The 15561-nt window shown below is 65.3% G+C and carries 10 protein-coding genes; 3 read left to right on the top strand and 7 right to left on the bottom strand.

The genetic code is table 11. The annotated features are described in order from the left end of the window. Nucleotides 1–172: 172 nt before the first annotated feature. The gene (locus G7020_RS00610) at nt 173–2065 is read left to right on the top strand and encodes a methyl-accepting chemotaxis protein (RefSeq protein WP_181082119.1); all 1893 of its coding nucleotides are present in this window, start codon (nt 173–175) and stop codon (nt 2063–2065) included. Between the two features lie 117 nt (nt 2066–2182). On the opposite strand, the gene G7020_RS00605 is transcribed toward G7020_RS00610, so the two are convergent. The 3 genes from G7020_RS00605 to G7020_RS00595 are packed head-to-tail and all read right to left on the bottom strand — an operon-like array spanning nt 2183 to nt 5647. After that, complete coding sequence (locus tag G7020_RS00605; protein ID WP_181082118.1) at nt 2183–3118, bottom strand: alpha/beta hydrolase; 936 nt, start codon at nt 3116–3118, stop codon at nt 2183–2185. Beyond that, complete coding sequence (locus tag G7020_RS00600) at nt 3115–3429, bottom strand: DUF2218 domain-containing protein (RefSeq protein WP_181082117.1); 315 nt, start codon at nt 3427–3429, stop codon at nt 3115–3117. Before G7020_RS00600 ends, G7020_RS00605 begins: the two co-directional genes overlap by 4 nt. A gap of 58 nt (nt 3430–3487) precedes the next feature. Next, nucleotides 3488–5647: a TonB-dependent siderophore receptor gene (locus G7020_RS00595; protein WP_181082116.1), complete on the bottom strand. Its 2160-nt coding sequence runs from the start codon at nt 5645–5647 to the stop codon at nt 3488–3490. Between the two features lie 175 nt (nt 5648–5822). On the opposite strand from G7020_RS00595, the gene G7020_RS00590 reads away from it, so the two are divergent. Further along, nucleotides 5823–6776 (top strand): helix-turn-helix transcriptional regulator, encoded by a 954-nt coding sequence (locus G7020_RS00590; protein ID WP_181082115.1) that lies wholly within the window; start codon nt 5823–5825, stop codon nt 6774–6776. A 28-nt stretch (nt 6777–6804) separates the two neighbouring features. Here G7020_RS00590 and G7020_RS00585 read toward each other — a convergent pair whose 3' ends face one another. The 3 genes from G7020_RS00585 to phhA all read right to left on the bottom strand — a co-directional run bounded on the left by G7020_RS00585 (nt 6805) and on the right by phhA (nt 9338). Next, nucleotides 6805–8004, bottom strand: a complete 1200-nt coding sequence (locus G7020_RS00585; protein ID WP_181082114.1) for an aromatic amino acid transaminase — start codon at nt 8002–8004, stop codon at nt 6805–6807. Next, on the bottom strand, nt 8001–8357 hold the full coding sequence (locus G7020_RS00580) for a 4a-hydroxytetrahydrobiopterin dehydratase (protein WP_058075199.1): 357 nt from the start codon (nt 8355–8357) through the stop codon (nt 8001–8003). The genes G7020_RS00585 and G7020_RS00580 overlap by 4 nt, the downstream gene beginning before the upstream one ends. Before the next feature lie 195 nt (nt 8358–8552). After that, nucleotides 8553–9338 carry a phenylalanine 4-monooxygenase gene (gene phhA / locus G7020_RS00575; protein ID WP_181082113.1) on the bottom strand — a complete coding sequence of 262 codons (786 nt, stop codon included), beginning with the start codon at nt 9336–9338 and terminating at the stop codon, nt 8553–8555. A gap of 274 nt (nt 9339–9612) precedes the next feature. Here phhA and G7020_RS00570 point away from each other — a divergent pair, with 274 nt between their 5' ends. After that, nucleotides 9613–11169 carry a sigma-54-dependent transcriptional regulator gene (locus G7020_RS00570; RefSeq protein ID WP_181082112.1) on the top strand — a complete coding sequence of 519 codons (1557 nt, stop codon included), beginning with the start codon at nt 9613–9615 and terminating at the stop codon, nt 11167–11169. A gap of 118 nt (nt 11170–11287) precedes the next feature. On the opposite strand, the gene G7020_RS00565 is transcribed toward G7020_RS00570, so the two are convergent. After that, the gene (locus G7020_RS00565) at nt 11288–15460 is read right to left on the bottom strand and encodes a CheR family methyltransferase (RefSeq protein WP_181082111.1); all 4173 of its coding nucleotides are present in this window, start codon (nt 15458–15460) and stop codon (nt 11288–11290) included. Nucleotides 15461–15561: the final 101 nt, after the last annotated feature.

Here is a 15561-nt window from a genome sequence, read left to right as displayed (position 1 = left end):
AGCCGCGTATGCGGCTGGTTTTTTTGTATCCGAGGCGTGAAATATCAAATCTGTGAATATTTGGTAATACGTGATCTTTAAAGCTATCCCCAGAGCGGCCGAAGAGTTTGGAACCAGGGAAGAACTGTCGGCAGGAGCCACCACACGGATCGGTTTGTATGCGGGGGCTCCCATGTTCAGTCGTCTCAAGTTCAGCCAGAAGATCCTCTTGGCGGCGTGTCTGGTGGTAACCGCTGCGTTTGCACTGTTCACGCTCTACAACGACTACCAGCAGCGCAATACCATTCGTGCAGGTCTCGAAAGCGACCTGAAGGCGATGGGCGATATCACGGCGGACAACATTCAGAACTGGCTGAGCGGTCGCCTCCTGCTGATCGAAGGCGCGGCGCAGACCGTCGGCAACGACAGCGATCCCCGGCGCGTCCTGCGCCTGTTCGAGCAGAAGGCCTTCACCGAGACGTTCCTGTTCACCTATTTTGGCAGCGTCGAAGGCCAGTACCTGATGCGGCCCGAAGACGAAGAGCTGCCGACCGATTACGACCCGCGTACACGGCCCTGGTATCAGGACGCGGTGTCCGCTGGCGGCTCGACCCTGACCGAGCCCTACGCCGACGCCGGCCTGGGTGGCCTGGTCATGACGCTCGCCACACCGGTGCGTAGCCATGGCCAGACGCTGGGTGTCGTCGGCGGCGATCTCGCCCTCGACACGCTGATCGAGATCATCAATGCGCTGGACTTCGGCGGCATGGGCCATGCATTTCTGATCAGCGCCAGAGGTGACGTTCTGGTGCACCCCGACCAGGACATGGTGGGCAAGAACCTGCGCGAGGCCTATCCGCAGGAAACGCCGAGTCTGGACAGTCGCTACAGCGAGGCCAGCCTTGATGGAAATGCCCGTGTTCTCAGCTTCAGCCCGGTCACCGGCCTGCCCTCGGTGGAGTGGTACGTCGGCATTTCCCTGGACCGCGACAAGGCCTATGCCAGCTTGACGAGTTTCCGTACCTCGGCGCTGATCGTGACCGCGGTTGCCGTGGTCTTCATCCTGGTGCCGCTGGGCATGCTCATCCGCGTGCTGATGCGTCCGCTCACCGACATGGGCCGCGCCATGGCCAACATCGCCGAAGGCGAGGGCGACCTGACCCGTCGGCTCGATGTGCAGTCGCGCGACGAATTCGGTGAACTGGCGACATCCTTCAACCGCTTCGTCGAGCGTATCCACGGCTCGATTCGCGAGGTCTCGTCGGCGACGCAGGCGGTCCACGAAGTGGCGCAACGCGTGCTCAACGCCTCGAATGCCTCGATGGTCAATTCCGACGAGCAGGCCAGCCGTACCAACAGCGTGGCAGCGGCCATCAACGAGCTGGGCGCCGCCGCCCAGGAAATCGCGCGCAACGCGGCCGACGCCTCGCTACAGGCCAGCGGCGCGCGCCAGGATGCCGAGGACGGGCGCGAGGTCGTCCAGCAGAACATCGCCGCCATGCGCGAGCTGTCCGAGAAGATCAGAGCGTCCAGCGCCGAGATCGAAGCGCTGGATGCCAAGACCGTGGACATCGGCCACATCCTCGAAGTGATCCAGGGCATTTCCGAGCAGACCAACCTGCTGGCCCTCAACGCCGCCATCGAGGCCGCGCGGGCAGGCGAGACCGGCCGGGGCTTCGCGGTGGTGGCGGACGAGGTGCGCAACCTCGCCCATCGCACCCAGAGTTCGGCGCAGGAAATCCAGCAGATGATCGAAGAACTGCAGGTCGGCGCGCATGCCTCGGTGGAAAACATGGCCGCCAGCCAGCGGCAGAGCGAGGACAGCGTCAGCATTGCCGACCGGGCCGGCGAACGCCTGGGCGAAGTCACCCAGCGAATCGGTGAGATCGACGGCATGAACCAGTCCGTGGCGACGGCAACCGAAGAGCAAACCTCGGTGATCGAGTCGCTGAACATGGACATCACCGAGATCAACACCCTCAACCAGGAAGGCGTGGAGAACCTGCAATCCACCCTGCGCGCCTGCAACGACCTGGAACAGCAGGCCGAGCGGCTGAAGCACCTGGTAGGCAGCTTCCGGATATAGGGAGCGGACGCTCGCGCATTAATTGGCGAGTGGCACCTCGCATGGTGCGATGGGGCAAGGCTAGCGCACGCCGCGAAACCGATACCCTCCCGGCGCTTCGCTAAGCCCAGTAACCGATCAATTCTCCGCCTTCGTCTCGCTCCCCAATCCTGAACTCGCCAGCTCCAGGGCCTGCACACTGCTGAGTTGCCCGTTGGTGCCGTGATTGGCACCGGCGTTGATGCGCAGGCCGACTTTCAGTCCCGGTGTGGATTCCAGTCGTTCGGCCAGGTCCCGCGCGTTGCCGATCATGCGCCGCTCGGCCATGTGGCGCTGGCGTGGGTCGGTCAGCGGGTCGTCTGCGGCGGGCTCTTCCGCGCTGCCGACGGTGAGCAGCAGGCGGGCGTCCAGCGGTTGCTGCCGGGCGCGTGCTTCGAAGGTTGCCAGCGTGCGTTCGATATAGCCCTGATACCACCAGATCGACGGGCTTGCCGCGACGTAGCCGTTGAACGCCTGCGGTCGGTTGAGCAGCGCATAGAGGGTGAACAGCCCGCCATAGGAATGGCCGAACAGCGTCTGGCGCTGCGCATCGACCGGATGGCGCGCGGCGATCATCGGCTTGAGTTCGTGTTCGAGAAAGTCCAGGAAGCGCTCGGCGCCGCCGTGGGCTGACGGCTCGCGATCGGGCAGGCGCTGGCCATCCTCGGCGGCGGGCGTGTAGTCCCTGGCGCGCGCCTTGAGGTCGTACAGCGCATTGCCCGGATAGCCCACGCCGACCACCAGCAGCGACTGGCGCAGCTTCGGGTCGGGGCGGTCCTCCAGTGCCTGGGCCTGGATCGCCAGCGCGGGGAACAGGGCGTTGCCGTCGAGCACGTAGAGCACCGGATAGCCGCCAGGTGGTGGTGTGTGCCGTGGCTGCGAGACGAAGATGCGGTAGTCGCGACCGGTATGCGTCGAATGCAGGATGCGCTGTTCGGCCTGCGGCAGGGTCACCGGCTGCCAGTCCTGGAGTGCGGCTGCTGGCGCCAGGGGCGTAGCCAGTGCGGCGAGGGTCGCCAGGGCGAGCCGCTTCATGGCAGGGCGCTGCCTGCGACTGGCAGCGGGCCGTCCTGCCAGACGACCTGCAGGGCTTCCTCGCCGGAGAAGCGTTCGAGGTGATCGGCGATGACGAAGCGCAGCCGCTCCTGCGCCTGACCGGCTTCGGCCTGGCAGTCGATCAGCAGGCGATCGGCTTCGGCGCGCATCCGGCAGGCGCCGAAGTCGAACGCCACCTGCGCGTGGGTTTCATCGATCTCCACCTCGCCCTTGTGGGCGAAGTGCTTGCACAGGCGGGTCATGTTGCGCGAGGCGCGTGGCGTGGGGACCACGGCGTGGAACTGGGGCATGGCTGTTCTCCATGGCGAAGCCGCCGGCTTCATGGGACGTCGGCGGCTCGGGTTGGCTTCAGAATTCGTAGCGGGCGCCGACCAGGACGGTACGCGACGGGCCGTAGAAATTGAAGGTGGTGGCCGATCCCACGCGCGAATGGTACTCGCGGTCGAAGACATTGTTGACGTCGAGCGTGGCGGTCAGCTTGGGCGTGAGCGGATACGACAGCTTGGCGTCCATCACGGCGTAGCCGGGGGCTTCGATGCCAGTCGCGGTCTGGAAGTGGCTCATGCCGGTGATGCCGGCGCCCAGCCCCAGCCCGGCCAGCGGGCCGCCCTGCAGCTCGTAGTTGCTCCACAGCGAGAACTGGTTCTGCGGCATCAGCTCGAATATCGCGTTGGCGTCACCCTTGATGATGTCGGTGTCCATGTAGGTGTAGCCGCCGATCAGCTCCCAGCCCGGCAGCGGGTTGCCGCTGACTTCGATTTCGCCGCCGCGGATGCGGGCTTCGCCGATCGACAGGTAGTAGGTGCCGCTGAGGTTGTTCTGGTCACGCGCCGCGCGGTTCTCGTCGGTCAGTTGGAACAGCGAGAGCCGGGCATTGAGCGCGCCTCCGAAGTAGCTGCCCTTGATGCCCACCTCGTATTGTTCGCCTTCGCGTGGGTCGATGATGTCGCCGTTGACGTCGACGTTGGTCTGCGGCTTGAACACCTTGGAATAGCTGGCATACAGCGAGTGCCATGGGTCCAGGTCGAAGACCAGCCCGCCATAGGGCGTGAACTTGGCGTTTTCCCGCACGTCGCCGCTGGTTCGGGCGCCGTTGGCCAGCGTCGTGGTGCTGGTGTCGCCATCGAACCAGCTGACCCGGGCGCCGCCGATCAGTGCCAGGCGCTCCACCGGGCGGAAGGTCAGTTTGGAATAGAGGCCGAACTCCTTCTCATCGCTCGTCACCCGCTGGCGGTAATTGACGGCCGGTTTGGGGATCGAGGACGAGGCGGGGTCGTTGACGTCGATCGAACCGAGCGACGAGGCCGCGGCACCGGCGCGGTAGTCGGTGTCGTAGCGCTTGTAGTCGGTGCCGACGACGAACTCGCTGACCTGGCCGAAGGTCTCGAACGGCTGGCTGTAGCTGGCGTCCAGGGCCAGGGCATCCTGCTCGACGTCGCGGGCGGTACTGGTCAGCGTGGCGTTGCCGGCGGCATTCGCGGCGCTGCCGGTGAAGGCGTAGTAGAACTCGGTGTCACGCTGCGAGCTGCGCACGGCGACCCGACCGAAGCCGCCATTGTCGAAGCGGTGGGTCAGCTCGCTGATGAGATCGGTGGTCCTGCCGTCGAAATGGTTCCAGTCCGCGCCGAGGAAGGTATCGCGGTCCAGGTTCAGCAGATTGCCGGAGGCGTCGGTCGGGTAGCCATTGTGCGGCGTGATGTCCTTCTTCTGGTGCAGCAGGGCCAGCGACAGCATGGTGCTGTCGCTCAGATCGAACTCCAGGGCGCCGTAGTAGTTCTGCGCGGTGTTCGCGTTGTAGTCCACCTCGCCATTGGTGTCGGCCTGGGCCAGCACGGTGCGACCGCGCACGTTGCCGGAGGGCGTCAGCGCACCCGAGAGGTCCGTCTCCAGGTAGCTGGTGTCGAAGCTGCCGTAGCGCCCGGTGACACTGCCCTGGAAATCACGGGTCGGGCGCTTGAGCACCATGTTGACGATACCGCCCATCTCGCTGGTGCTGTTGAACAGCCCGGATGGCCCGCGCATGATCTCGACCCGGTCGAACGGCGCCAGCATGGGCACGGTGCCGTTGATACTGGCCATGGGTGCGGGCAGGCCGTTGATGTTGAATTCATCGTACTCGTAGCCGCGCGAGTAGATCGACGAACGCCCGCTGTCGTTGGTCAGGGTGCGCAGGCCGGCGGTGTACTTGGCCAGGTCGTCGAGGTTCACGAACTGCCGGTCCTTGATGTAATCGTCGGTGTAGACCGTGATCGACTGCGGGATGTCGCGCAGCGCGGCGGGCGTCTTGGTGCCCACGGTCGCCGCTTCCACCGTATAGCCGCCGCTCTCTTCCGAGGATGGCATGTCGTACAGGCGGTTGCCCTCGACGGTGATGCTTTCCAGCTGGACCGGCTCGTTTTGCGGCACGACGCCCTGCGCCAGGGCGCTCAGCGGGAAGGGCGCGAGCAGGCCGACGAGCAACCAGTGCCGGGAACGATGGGAAAGGAAGGGGCGGGTGGTTCTGTCCATGCGGCGGCTCCTGTCGCGGGTGGCGGGGCAGGTTGGCGGCTGTCCCCGTAATCGCAATAATGATAATGATTTGCATCAAGATGTAACGGCGCGTAGTCTGCCACCACGCCGTGGGCCGAGCCTTTGCGCGAGCCAACATTTGCTTTGCGATCTTCCATTGCCGGGGATATGCGCCATGCAGCAGCCTGATCACCTCATCCGCCGCGACGAGTTGCCCGTCACCAGCCAGCCGGGACTGCGCCTGGCGCGGCCCGACGACGATCGCCTGTTCTATGGTCGGGTGGGCTGGCTGCAACTGCGCGACGGGCTGTCGCTGCACTGGTCGGATTACGAGGAGCTGCAGGACTTCGTCACCGAGAGCGTCGTCGGGCCGCGCCTGTCGTTCGTGCTGTTTCTCGACGGGCAGAGCGAGGTGAGTTACGGCGACCTGCCGCTCACTTTCGGTCGGCCGGACCGCCGCTGCCGTCCCGAGGGGGTGGCCCTGGCGATGAACGAGCCGGTGCTGTTCCGCCGCCAGGCCCGGCGCGGCCGACACATCCGCAAACTGGTGATCAGCCTGACGCCTGAGTGGTTCGAGGCCGCCGGAGCCGAGATCGGCGGCACGACGCACCGCTTCATGCAGAGCCACCTGGCGCCGCGCGCCTGGCAACCCTCGGCGCGCCTGCTGACCCTGGCCGAGCAGATGCTCAATCCGCCCGGCTACGATCCGCTGCTAGAGCGTCTGTACCTGGAAAGCCGGGCGCTGGATATCACTTGCGAAGCGCTGGTCAGCCTTGGCGACACGCTGCCGAGCGGCGACCTGCGCCCGCACGAGCATCAGCGCGTGCAGCGGCTGGTGGAATTGCTCGACAGCGGCGTGGCGGATGACTGGACGCAGGAGCGCATCGCCCGGGAGATGGGCGTCAATGCCACCACGCTGCAGCGCCAGTTCCGTGCGCTGCATGGCATGACGTTGTTCGAGTACCAGCGCACACGGCGTCTGCTGCAGGCGCGTCAGGCGCTGGAGCGCGATGGCGTCAGCGTGAACGAGGCCGCCTGGCTGGCCGGTTACAACAGCCCGGCCAACTTCGCCACGGCCTTCAAGCGGCAGTTCGGCATCAGCCCCAAGCAGGTGCGGGCGCGCATCTGAGGCTGTAGCGGCTGCGGCGCTGGGCTGCTCAGTCCGAAACCACCCGGGCGATGGCACGCGCGAGGTCGTCCAGCCGTTCGGCATCCAGCCCGGCGACGTTGGCGCGGCCGCTTTCCACCAGATACACCGCATCCTCGCTGCGCAGGCGTCGCACCTGGGCCGCGGTGAGTCCGGTATAGGAAAACATCCCGCGCTGCGCGCCGATATGTGCGAAGCGTTCGGCCAGTCCGTAAGGCTGCAGCGCTTCGAGCAGGCCATGGCGCAGCCCCGCGATGCGCTGGCGCTTGGTCTGCACTTCGCGCTGCCAGAGCTGGCGCAGCTGTTCATCGGCGAGGATGGTAGCCACCACGGCGGAGCCGTGGGAAGGCGGCGTGGACCAGAGGTTGCGCGCCAGCGCGGCGAACTGGCTGCGCACGTCCTGCAGCGATGAGGCGTCCGCTGTGATGGCGACCAGCGCGCCGGTGCGTTCGCGATAGAGGCCGAAGTTCTTCGAGCAGGAACTGGTGATCAGCACTTCCGGCAGCGCCTCGACGAACAGCCGCACGGCCCAGGCATCTTCTTCTAGCCCGTCGCCGAAGCCTTGGTAGGCGAAGTCGAACAGCGGCAGCAGCTCGCGTGCGCGCACTACTTCCAGGACCTGGCGCCAGTCGTCGTGGCTCAGGTCGAAGCCGGTCGGGTTGTGGCAGCAGGCATGCAGCAGCACGACGTCGCCGGGCGGAATCTCGGCCAGCGTGGCGAGCAGGCCGGCGACGTCCAGGCGATTGTCGGCCCCGACGTAGGGGTAATGCCGCACCGGCAGGCGCGCGGCGGCGAACAGGGTTTCGTGGATCGGCCAGGTCGGGTCGCTGAGCCAGAGGCTGCGGCCCGGCAGGCATCTAGCGATGAAATCCCCCGCCAGCCGCAGTGCACCGGTACCGCCCGGCGTCTGGGTGCAGCCGGCGCGACCTTCGCTCAGTGCAGGCGAATGCTCGCCCAGCACCAGGCGCAGCAGTTGCTCGCCGAACAGCGGGTCGCCATGACCGCCGATGTAGCTTTTGGTCAGCTCGGTGGCGATCAAACGCTGTTCGGCCAGTTTCACCGCCTGGGGGATCGGCGTGATGCCCTCGGCATCCTTGTAGACACCCACGCCCAGGTCGAGCTTGGCCGGATTGGGATCGGCGCGATAGGCGTCGAGCAGGCCCAGGATGGGGTCGCCGGGTACCCGTTCGACCTGACCGAAATGCCTCACTTGCGACCCTCCGCCTTGCTCGCCACTTCGTCGGTGCGCGCGGCCATGATGAAGTCGTTGCGGTGCAGACCCTTGATCGAATGGCTCCACCAAGTGACGGTGACCTTGCCCCATTCGGTGAGCAGGCCCGGGTGGTGGCCCTCAGCTTCGGCGATCTCGCCGACGGCATTGGTGAAGGCCAGCGCGTGCTTGAAGTTCTTGAACAGGAAGACCTTCTCCAGCTCCATGTGGCCGTCGCGGGTTTCGATGTTCCAGTCGGGGATCTGCTTGATCAGCTCGGCCAGTTCGTCATCGCTGACTTTCGGCGCATCGGCTCGGCAGGCTTCGCAATGGGCTTGGTTGAGAGAAGTCATGATCGGTCCTTGTGATGAGGTTGATAAGAGTCAAGCAGCGTAGGGTGGACAACGCCGCAGGCTTGTCCACGCGTCAGGTCTGCCACATTGTGAAGAGGCCTCGTCGTGGACGGTGGATGAGCCATCGGCGTCATTCACCCTACGGGTTAGTGGCGGCCGAACCTACGTGTGGAAAATGCTTCGCAGTTTTCCACCCTACGCGGCTTTCGGCGGGAATTTCGGCTGGTGCAGGCCCAGCTGCATGGCGTTGCGCACGTGGGCCATGATGTCCTCGTGAGCCACGTCGAACAGCCGGCGCAGTTGCGGCAGGACGAAGTACACCGGCTGCAGGATGTCGATGCGGTATGGCGTGCGCATGGCTTCGACCACATCGAAGGGTTGATGCTCGGGCTCGTCCGAGAGGCAATAGAGCGTCTCCTTCGGCGAAGAAAGGATGCCGCCGCCGTAGATGCGCCGGCCGGCTGGCGTGTCCACCAGGCCGAATTCGATGGTCATCCAGTACAGGCGCGCCAGGTAGACGCGCTCCTCCTTGCTGGCGCTGAGGCCGAGCTGGCCGTAGGTATGGGTGAACTCGGCGAACCAGGGGTTGGTCAGCAGCGGGCAGTGGCCGAAGATCTCGTGGAAGATGTCCGGCTCCTGCAGGTAGTCCAGTTCTTCCGGCGTGCGGATGAAGGTGGCAACGGGGAAGCGCTTGCTTGCCAGCAGCTCGAAGAAGGTCTGGAAGGGAATCAGCGCCGGCACGCGCGCCACCTGCCAGCCGGTGGTCGCGGCGAGCACGCGGTTGATTTCGTCCAGCTGCGGAATGCGCTCGTGGGGGAGGGCGAGCTGGTCGAGGCCATCCAGGTACTCGGCACAGGCCCGTCCCGGCAGCAGCTTGAGCTGGCGCTCGATGAGGGTGTTCCACACCTCGTGCTCACGCTCGGGGTAGTGGATGTTGCCGTAGCCGTCCGGCTCGCGGGCGGCGTATCGCGTGGTTTTCATCTGAGCTCTCCCGGTCGACGCGGCTGGCCGCGTCTGTGAGGCATCGTTGTTGTTCTGGGATGCCCCATTCGAACCCGTTGCCGGGCCGTTTGGGAGAGGGTGGCTGCGGCATTTTGCCGCTGTGCATCAGTCGATTCTGTAAGAAATGCGTTACGTATTGCCCATGCCCTGAACAAATCGCCCTGGCGGTGCTCGAAGTCGTCAAATATTCTTGACGAAAATTTGCGACCTTCGCTTCGTATCGGTCGCCATAACAACAATAAAGGTCTACGCCATGCGTATTCGCGTCCTGTGTCAGAACCGCGTCGGCATCCTGCGCGACATGCTCAACCTGCTCGTCGATTACGGCATCAACGTGGCTCGCGGCGAGGTGGGTGGCGAGCAGGGCAACGCCATCTATCTGTATTGCCCGAACCTGATGAACCTGCAGCTGCAGGCGCTGCGGCCAAAGATCGAGGCGCTGCCTGGTGTATTCGAGGTGCGCAAGGTCGGACTCATGCCCAGCGAGCGGCATTCGCTGGAACTCAACGCGCTGCTCGGGGCGCTGGATTTTCCCGTGCTGTCCATCGACATGACCGGCGCCATCGTCGCGGCCAACCGTACGGCGGCGCAGCTGCTTGGTGTGCGGGTGGACGAGGTGCCGGGCATGAGCCTGTCGCGCTACGCCGAGGATTTCGACCTGCCCGAGCTGGTGCGTGCCAACAAGGCGCGGATCAACGGCCTGCGGGTGAAGATCAAGGGTGACGTGTTCCTCGCCGACATCGCGCCGTTGCAATCCGAACACGACGACAGCGAGGCGCTGGCCGGCGCGGTGCTGACGCTGCATCGCGCCGACCGGGTGGGCGAACGCATCTACAACGTGCGCAAGCAGGAACTGCGCGGCTTTGACAGCATCTTCCAGAGCTCAAGGGTGATGGCCGCAGTGGTGCGTGAGGCGCGGCGCATGGCGCCGCTGGACGCACCGCTGCTGATCGAGGGCGAGACCGGCACCGGCAAGGAGCTGCTGGCGCGCGCCTGCCATCTGTCCAGCCCGCGCGGACAGGCGCCGTTCATGGCGCTCAACTGTGCCGGGTTGCCCGAATCCATGGCCGAGACCGAGCTGTTCGGCTACGGCCCCGGCGCCTTCGAGGGCGCGCGGCCCGAGGGCAAGCTGGGCCTGCTGGAACTCACTGCCGGCGGTACGCTGTTTCTCGACGGGGTCGGCGAGATGAGCCCGCGACTGCAGGCCAAGCTGCTGCGCTTCCTGCAGGATGGCGGCTTTCGCCGGGTCGGCAGCGACGAGGAGGTCTATCTCGACGTGCGGGTAATCTGTGCGACCCAGGTGGACCTGTCCGAGCTGTGCGCCAAGGGTGAATTCCGCCAGGACCTCTATCACCGTCTCAACGTGCTGTCGCTGCATATTCCGCCGCTGCGCGACTGCCTGGACGGCCTGCAGCCGCTGGCGCTGCACTTCATCGACCAGGCCAGCCGGCAGATCGGCTGCCCGTTGCCGACGCTTTCGCCACAGGCCCTGGAACGGCTGGCCGGCTATCACTGGCCGGGTAATGTGCGCCAGCTGGAGAACACCCTGTTCCAGGCGGTTTCGCTGTGCGAGGGCGGCACCGTCAAGCCCGAGCACATTCGCCTGCCGGGCTACGGCGCGGCGCAGCCGCTGGGGGACTTCTCGCTGGACGGCGACCTGGCTGTCATCCTCGGTCGTTTCGAAAAGGCGGTGCTGGAAAGCCTGCACAAACAACACCCCAGCAGCCGCCTGCTGGGCAAGCGGCTCGGCGTGTCGCACACCACCATCGCCAACAAGTTGCGTGAGTACGGCATTGGCAAGGAAGCCTGAGAACCTCTAGGGAGATTTCGATCGCTCCCACGCGGGAGCGCGGGAACCATCGGTGGGTCGGGTTGCACGTCCTGAAAGCTTTGCGACGAGGGCGGCCCTCCCGGCGGCTGCGGTCAGCTCAATGCACCGCCTGAGTCACGGCGTCGATCAGCGCCTGCAGGTCGATCGGCTTGCGCAGGTGCAAGGTGAAGCCTGCGGCCTGGGCCTTCTCCACGTCGCGCAGGGTGCCGTAGCCGGTCAGGGCGATGCTCGGGGTGCCGGCATTGAGGCTGTCGCTGCGTATCTCGCTCATCATCCTGTGACCGTCGATGTCCGGCATGCCGATGTCGGAGATGATCACATCGAAGCGCGACTGCCTGGCCAGTTCGATGCCACGACCGCCGCCGTCGGCGGTGGTCACGTTCGCACCTTCGCTTTCCAGCAGTTCGCAGAGGGTGGCGAGGATTTCCGCCGAATCGTCCACCAGCAGGATGTCGATGCCGACCAGTGCGCCCAGCTCGTTGGTGTTGGCCTGTTCGCCGAGGGCTAGTTCGGTCTGCAGGTGTATCGGCAGCCAGACGCTGAATCGCGCACCGCGCCCAAGCCCTTCGGAGAAGGCCTCGATACGACCGCCGTGCGCCTCGACCAGTTGCTTGACCAGCGCCAGGCCGATGCCCAGGCCGTGCTTGGAGCGCTGGGCGTGCTGCATATCGGCCTGGCCGAACATGTCGAATACCTTGGGCAGGAAGTCGGCGGCTATGCCTTCGCCGGTGTCGATCACGTTCAGCCGCGCCTGGTCGCCATCGCGCTCGAGTTCCATGCAGATGCGATCGCCGGCCTTGGTGAATTTCCAGGCGTTGTTCAGCAGGTTCCAGATGATCTGCTCCAGCCGCGTCAGGTCGGCGCGAACGAACACCGGCTGCTCCGGCCTGAAGCTTTCGAAGGTGACGCCCTCGGCCTGGGCCAGCGGACCGAACACCGCCTCGATGCTGGCGAGCACATCCTGGTATTTCAGCGTGGAGAGGTTGAGCTTCAGCTTGCCGGTGCGGATGCGCGAGACGTCCATCAGGTCGTCGATGATCCGTGACTGGCTGCGCACCGCGCTCTGGATCGCCTGCGTGGCCTTGAGCAGGTTCGGCATGTTCTTGGCCGCCTGGGAGCGCGCGATCAGGTCGGTATTGAGCTGGATGAGGTTGAGCGGGTGCTTGAGCTCGTGGGAGAGCACGGCGAAGAACTCGTCCTTCTTCTGATTGGCCGCCTGGATGATCTGCAGCTCGTTCTGCTGGTCGTTGCTGCGCTGCCGGTCGTCGGTGACGTCGCGGGCGATCTTGGCGAAGCCGGTGGTCTGGCCGTCGTTGTTCACCAGCGGATTGACCAGGCCGCTGAAGAAGCACCGGGTGCCGTCGCGGCGCATGTGCCAGCGTTCGTCGGTGGCCTGGCCCTGTTCCAGGGCGCGTTTGCGCTCGGCTTCGGCTATGCCGAGCAGGCGGTCCTCTTCGGTGTAGATGATCTCTATGTTGCGACCGATCACTTCTTCTTCGCGGTAACCGAAGATATGGGCGGCGCCGCGATTCCAGCTGGTGATGAGCCCGTCGCAATCCATGGTGATCAGCGCATAGCCCTTGGTGCTCTGCGCCAGCAGCCGCAGATGGTCCTCGCCGGCGCGCAGCTGTTCTTCGGCCAGGCGGCGATCGGTGATGTCGATGAAGGTCAGCACGGCGCCCTGGATGCGGTCATCCAGCGTGCGGTAGGGCAGGAAGCGCGCCAGGTACCAGTGGTCGCCGTCGCGGTTGCAGATCTCGCGCTCGACCAGATGCAGCGCTTCGAAGGCGTGCGTGGCGTCCTGGTAGAGCTGCGGATAATCGAGGCGGTGGGTGATGTCCAGCAGGGAGCGCCCGGCGTCGGCGCCGATCACGTTGAAGATGTCCCGTGCCCGCGGCGTGAACCACTTGATGCGCATCTCGCGGTCGACGAACAGGGTGGCGATGTCCGTCGAGGAGATCAGGTTCTGCAGGTCGTCGTTGATCTTGCTGGTTTCGTCGACCTTGGTCTTGAGTTCGAAGTTGACCGTGGTGAGCTCTTCGTTGATCGATTGCAGCTCTTCCTTGCTGGTTTCCTGTTCCTCGGTGGCCGAACGCAACTCCTCGTTGATCGCCTGCAGTTCCTCGTTCGAGGCGCGCAGCTTGTCGCTGGCGGTTTCCGAGTGCTCCATGGTCACCTGCAGTTGTTCCTTGGTCTGCTGCAGTTCGGCTTCCAGCTGGAGTAGCACGCTGTTCTTGAGGTCGGGATTTTCCAGCGTGCTGCCGTCCATGCAATCTTCGACTTCATCGAAGATCACCAGCATGTACTCGTCGCCGGCTTCGTTGTCCTGGAAGGGGCGCACCACCATGTTCACGTAGCAGTGCCGGTCGTTACGCTCCAGCTTCACCCGCCGCGCCTCGACGCTCTTGCCGGTGTGGCTGGCCTGGCATAGCGCGGTGCGCAAATCCGAGCGCAGCTGCGGATGGACCAGGGTGATCAGGTTCAGCGAGGGCTCGCCGCCGACGTAGCGCAGGAAATTCCCGGCGCGGTCGGACATGTGCACGATTTCCGACTTGCGATCGATGATCACGCTGGGCGGGGCGTACTGTTCGAGGGCACGCTGGTGCACCTCGGCGAACGAGCGCTTGCGGTCGCCGTTAGGCTGCTGTCTGAGTGGCGCCTTGCGAGCAGGGGCGCTGACCAGTGCCTGGAAAGGGTAGGCGGATCTGGTGCGAACCCCCGAGCCCAGGTTCCTGGCGCGGTAGATGCGGTTCTTCTTGTCCACCGGCTCGAACAGCTGGCTGCAGGCGTCGGCGGTCTCCGAGCTACCGAGGAACAGGTAGCCGCCGGGGTTGAGCGCGAAGTGGAACATGCGCAGCACTTCGACCTGGATGTTCCGGTCCAGGTAGATCATCAGGTTGCGGCAGGAGATCAGGTCGAGCCGGGAGAAGGGCGGGTCTCGAAGGATGTCGTGGCGGGCGAATAGGATGCGCTCGCGCAGCTCCTTGCGCATGCGGTAGTGCCCCGCCTCCTTGATGAAATGCTGGCGCAGGCGGCTGGGCGGCACATCGGTCACGATGGCTTCGGGATAGATGCCGGTGCGCGCGGTTTCCAGGGCGCGATCGTCGATGTCGGTGGCGAACAGCTGCAGCTGGATTTCGCTGTTGGGCTCGCTCAGCTGCGTCTGGTCGGCGAAGAGCATGCCCAGCGAGTAGGCTTCCTCGCCGCTCGAACAGGCGACGGCCCAGATCCGCAGGGATTTGTCCTCGGCTTCGGCCTTCTGCTCGAACAGCGCCGGGACGACGTCGCGCTCCAGCGCTTCGAAGGCCTCCCGGTCGCGGAAGAAGTTGGTCACGCCGATCAGCATGTCCGCCAGCAGCGCGGTGGTTTCCTCGGGCCGAGCACGCAGGAATCTGGCATAGGCGGGCATGTCGTGCAGCGCGTTGACCTGCAGGCGGCGTTCGATGCGCCGCAGCACCGTGGCTTGCTTGTAATGCCGGAAATCATGGCCGGTCCGGCTGCGCAGCAGTTCGAGGATCTCGCGTAACGCCAGTTCGTTGGGGCGGGACTGGCTGCGCGCAGGCTCGTCTTCGGTCCGGCTCTGGTCCGTGCCGGCCTGCCCGGTTTCGCCAGGCTGCGGCATCGGGTGGCTGCGGGCGATGAGTGATTCAAGGTTGCCGCCCAGTTCCATCAGGCGCTGGGGCATTTCCGCCGCTGGCAGCACGATGTCGACCATGCCGGTTTCGATGGCGCGCAGGGGCATCGAGTCATGCTCGGCATCCTCCGGGCTCTGCGCCAGGGTCACGCCGCCCTGTTCCTTGATGCGTGACAGCCCGACCGAACCATCCGCACCGCTGCCGGACAGCACGATGCCGATGGCATGGGTGTGGTGCACGTCGGCCAGGGCGCGGAAGAACAGGTCGATGGCCACCTGCGGCCCGCGCGCGCGGGTGGGCTGCTGCAGGCGCAGGTAACCGTCGTTCATCGACAGGTCCATCGCCGGCGGAATCACGTAGACGTGGTTGCGCTCGATGGGCACCGGCCCGGTGACCTGCCGCACGGGCATCCGCGTGACGTTCTGGAGGATCTTGTCGGCGCTGCTTTCGTGCCGGGGCGACAGGTGCAGGATGATCACGAACGCCATGCCGCAGTCGCTGGGCATGTGCTCGAAGAAGGTCATCAGCGCCTTCAGGCCGCCCGCCGAGGCGCCGATGCCCACCACGGGATAGTCCAGCGTGCTTCGGGCCAGCTGGGTGTTCTTCGGACTGGGTGGCTCTGGGCCGTTATTCATCGGCATTCGGTATTGTTATGTTGGCAATGCAGGTTCGACAGCATAGGTAAAACAGCGGCCCGGTGGCGAGCCTTTCTCTCGCGCCGCCACTTACCGCTCCG

This window comes from Stutzerimonas stutzeri (genome assembly GCF_013522825.1).
In the GTDB taxonomy this organism is placed as follows: Bacteria; Pseudomonadota; Gammaproteobacteria; order Pseudomonadales; family Pseudomonadaceae; genus Stutzerimonas; species Stutzerimonas stutzeri_AK.
Note: the sequence above shows the minus strand (reverse complement) of the source record. Positions and strands in the feature narration are given on the sequence as shown.